Source organism: Microbacterium sp. Bi128 (genome assembly GCF_918698205.1).
Genome location: NZ_CAKKMM010000425.1, coordinates 1 through 3,800, shown reverse-complemented (window position 1 = coordinate 3,800; position 3,800 = coordinate 1). Strand labels below are relative to the sequence as shown.

General features: G+C 68.2%; 2 protein-coding genes and 1 pseudogene. 2 read left to right on the top strand and 1 reads right to left on the bottom strand.

Annotated features, from left to right (window positions below; translation table 11 throughout):
* Positions 1 to 909: glycerophosphodiester phosphodiesterase family protein (locus LQV45_RS20330; protein WP_230008565.1), on the top strand; the 909-nt coding region annotated here is incomplete at its 5' end.
* Here the strand turns inward: LQV45_RS20330 and LQV45_RS20325 are convergent.
* Positions 906 to 1,967, bottom strand: coding sequence for an endonuclease/exonuclease/phosphatase family protein (locus LQV45_RS20325; protein WP_230008564.1), 1,062 nt, complete (start codon positions 1,965 to 1,967; stop codon positions 906 to 908). The genes LQV45_RS20330 and LQV45_RS20325 overlap by 4 nt on opposite strands.
* Positions 1,968 to 2,411: 444 nt before the next feature.
* Here LQV45_RS20325 and LQV45_RS20320 point away from each other — a divergent pair.
* A pseudogene (locus tag LQV45_RS20320) lies at positions 2,412 to 3,800 on the top strand (class I tRNA ligase family protein); the annotation flags it as partial.

Sequence of the window (3,800 nt, the reverse complement as noted above, 5' to 3'; positions counted from 1 at the left end):
GGCTTGACTGTCGAGTCAACCCTGGCGTCCTTCGCCAAGGGGATCGAGACCGGCGTTTCCACCCTCGAACTGGACCTCCAGATCACCAAGGACGGCCACGAGGTCATCACCCACGACCGCAAGATCAGCGGCCAGAAGTGCCTGGATACGGCTCCTGTCACGCCGAACGACCCACAGTTCCCCTACGTGGGCAAATACATCAAGGACCTGACGTTCGCGCAGGTCCGCAGCCTGGACTGCGGCACCCTCACGCTGCCCCAGTTCCCGGGCCAGGTGGCCTCGCCGGGCGCCAAGATGCCCACGCTGGCCGAGGTCTTCGCCCTGGCGGACTCGCACCGCGCCAGCCAGGTGAAGTTCAACATCGAAACCAAGGTCGAGGCAGGGGCGCCGCAGGAAACGGCCCCGCGGGAGCAGTTCGTCGACGTCGCGCTCCGCGAAATCAAGGCCGCCCACATGCAGAGCCGAGTCTCAATCGAGAGTTTCGACTGGGGCTCACTGCGCCTGGTCCAGCAGCGCGATCCCCAGATCCGCACCGTGGCCCTGACCAACAAGGACTTCCTCCAGGCAGGCCAGCCCGGCAAGTCGCCGTGGCTGGGCGGCATCGACGCCGACGACTTCGGCGGTGACCTCGTCGCCGCAGCCTCGTCCCTGGGCTTCGACGCCATCTCTCCCGTGCACGGCACGCCGCAGGACGGCGCCGTGACGGATCCGGGCTATGTTCCCTACGTCACCGCCGACATGGTCCGCCGTGCCCATGCAGCAGGCATGCAGGTCATTCCGTGGACCGTTGATGACAAGCCCACCATGCGGGCGCTCATCGGTGCCGGCGTGGACGGGCTGATCACGGATTACCCGGACCGGCTCCGGGACGTGATGGCCGAGTCCGGCATGAAACTGCCGCGCAGCTAGTCCGCCGCGGGGACGGACAACGTGGCCAGGACCGCCGCGTGGTCCGTCCCGGCCACCGGCAGCACGGCATAGCCGCTGCTGCCCACCTGCGGGCTGGTCACGATGTGGTCGATCACCACGCCCGGCAGCGGGGGCCCGGCCATCGGCCAGGTCGGAACCAGCCGTGCCAGGGCGGCGGCGCCCGCGTCGACGCGGGGGCCGCCGGGCCCGGTGCCGTCAGGGCCCTGAAGGATCTGGCGGAACTCGGCGTGGTCGAGGGTGGCGTTGAAGTCGCCCAGCAGCAGCATGCTGCCGGGACGGGCGGCAAGGCGGCCCAGGGCAGCCAATTCACTCCGCCACTGCCCGGCCCGGCCCCACACCGGAGCCTTGGTGTGCACGTTGGTCACGGTGAGGGGGGCCGGCCGGCCGCCGGCGTCGAGCTCCAGCTGCACCGTTGGCATGTGGAAGGCGGAACCGTCCACGGAGTCCACCGGAATGATCGGGCGTGAGGAGTACACGGCGCCGCCGCCCGCGCCGTCCCTCGAGCGGCTGATCCGGTGCGGAAGCAGCGCGTCCAGCCCCTCCGCGTCCAGCCGTTTTTCCAGGTCCGGGGAGAGTTCCTGGACGGCAAGGAGCCCGACACCGTTTTCACGCACCAGCCGGACAACTTCCGCGGCGTCCGCCTGGCCTTTCCAGGCGTTGAGGCTCATGACCGTAAGTTCCGCCGTCGGCGCCGGGGCTGTGGACTGTGCCTGCCCCGTGCTCCGTTGCTCGCCAGGCAGCGAATCCGCCTGCCGGGGCAGAAGCCTGTCCGCCACCCGGTCCGGCGGGAACAGCCACAGCAGCTGGAGGGCCAGGAGGGCGCCGGCCGGGAGGGCCGCCCAGGGACGCCGCCCCGGCAGCGCGAGCAGGAGGGCCGCGCCCGCAGGGAGCGCGAACCAGGGCGTGAAGGCCACGAGCTGGACCACCGGGGCCGGCCAGTGACCCGGGACCGCCAGGAAGATGGATACCACCGCAACGGGCGCGGCGCAGAGGACAGAGGACACCTGCCACCGGCGGCTGGCGCTGCGGCGCGTCACGGGTAGGCCCGGGGCGGCCGGGGGACGGTCATGGCATGAGTCTATGCAGTCGGACCGCCGGCGTCGCCCCTCACAGCGGAGTTAGTAGCTGTGAAATGCAGTCGCACTGCCCGTCACTGCAGCGCGGCAGTGAAACGCACTATTTTCTCCGGTACCATCGACGTAGCAGCTTTGACCCGGCCATCACCGGTGAGCTTCCGGAAGAACACCCTCGCGTGAGGTGGAGATTTAGTCGCCACGGTGCGTGCACGGGCCAGTAGAACCGGACGGGTAAGCCCGTCACAGCAGTAATGAGCGGCCGACGCCGGTGCAGAACCTTTCGCGAAGGGGAGCGGACCGGTGGCGGTAAGTGAGGTGGTACCGCGGTCCGTGGTGTCGGAAGACAACAGGGCCGTCCTCGCATCCTGAATGCATGTGTTCACCAGCTCAACCCAGGATGTCGAGATGACTTATTACCCCAAGGCCTCCGCCACAGGCGCCGGCTCCACCACCTCTGCGTCAAACGCGGCTTCCAACGCAGTTTCCAACACCTCCGGTGTGTCTGCCTCCGTGAAGTTCCCGGAGATCGAAGAGCGCATCCTCAAATACTGGGCCCAGGACGGCACATTCCAGGCGAGCATCGACCAGCGGGATACTGGTCAGGACGGGTCCAACGAGTTCGTCTTCTAAGACGGCCCGCCCTTCGCCAACGGCCTGCCGCACTACGGCCACCTCCTGACCGGCTACGCCAAAGACCTCGTGGGCCGCTACCAGACCCAGCGCGGCCGCCGCGTGGAGCGCCGCTTCGGCTGGGACACCCACGGCCTGCCCGCCGAGCTGGAAGCCATGAAGCAGCTGGGCATGACGGACAAGACCCAGATCGAGGCCATGGGCATCGACAAGTTCAACGACGCCTGCCGCGCCTCCGTCATGAAGTACGCCGACGAATGGAAGAGCTACGTCACCCGCCAGGCGCGCTGGGTGGACTTCGAAAACGACTACAAGACGCTCAACGTCGAGTACATGGAGTCCGTGCTCTGGGCCTTCAAGCAGCTGCACGAAAAAGGCCTGACCTACAACGGCTACCGCGTCCTGCCGTACTGCTGGAAGGACGAGACGCCGCTGTCCAACCATGAGCTGCGCATGGACGACGACGTCTACAAGAACCGCCAGGACCAGACCGTCACGGTCACGTTCCCCATCACGGCAGGGGACTCGGAGCTGTCCAGGCAACTCGCCGGGGTACAGGCACTTGCCTGGACCACCACGCCCTGGACGCTGCCCACCAACCTGGCGCTCGCCGTCGGGCCCGACATCAGCTACGTGGTCCTGCCGGCCGGCCCGCACGGGATCAAGGCCGCCGCGGCCGACGCGCCCGTCACGGGCAGCTTCCTGCTCGCCGCGGACCTCTTGGCCGCCTACGCCAAGGACCTCGGCTACGGCGACGGGGCCGAGGGTGCCGCCGCCGCGGAAGCCGCGATCACCTCCCGCCACACCGGCGCCGAGCTTGAAGGCTTGAGCTATGAGCCGCTCTGGGACTACTTCCACGACGCCGAAAAGTACGGCACCGAGAACGCCTGGCGCTTCCTCGTGGCCGACTATGTCACCACCACCGACGGCACCGGCATCGTCCACCAGGCCCCCGCTTACGGCGAAGACGACCAGAAGATCTGCGAAGAGGCCGGCATCCCCGTTGTCCTCTCGGTCGACGAAGGCGCAAAGTTCCTGCCGCTCTTCGGCCACGGCGACCTCGCCGAAATCGCCGGGCCGCAGGTATTCGAGGCCAACAAGCCCATCACCCAGGTGCTCCGCGCCCAGGGCCGCCTGGTCCGCCAGGCCAGCTACGAGCACAGC